Genomic DNA, 237 nt, shown 5'->3' with positions numbered 1-237 from the left:
GTGATGTGGTGGGCTTCGCACCAGGGTGCGGGGATGGTGCAGTCGGGGAAGGCGCAGCCTTGGTCGCGGGCGATGATGGCTTTGCGGATGTGGGGCGGGAACATCCTGGTGGTGCGGCCGATGTCCAGGACGCGGCTGTCGCTGCCGAGCAGGACGGGGATGATGTCCGCGTCGCAGGCGATCTTGCGGATGACCGAGGGGTGGATCGGACCGTGGAACGTGGACACGCCGCTGCTC

General features: G+C 67.9%; 1 pseudogene. It reads right to left on the bottom strand.

Annotated features, from left to right (window positions below):
• Positions 1 to 237 (bottom strand): annotated as a pseudogene (locus tag NFJ07_RS25865) (HNH endonuclease signature motif containing protein); the annotation flags it as partial.

Source organism: Arthrobacter sp. B2a2-09 (genome assembly GCF_027587375.1).
Classification (GTDB): domain Bacteria; phylum Actinomycetota; class Actinomycetes; order Actinomycetales; family Micrococcaceae; genus Arthrobacter.
The sequence above is the reverse complement of the archived record's forward strand: the minus strand, read 5'-3'. Positions and strand labels throughout refer to the sequence as shown.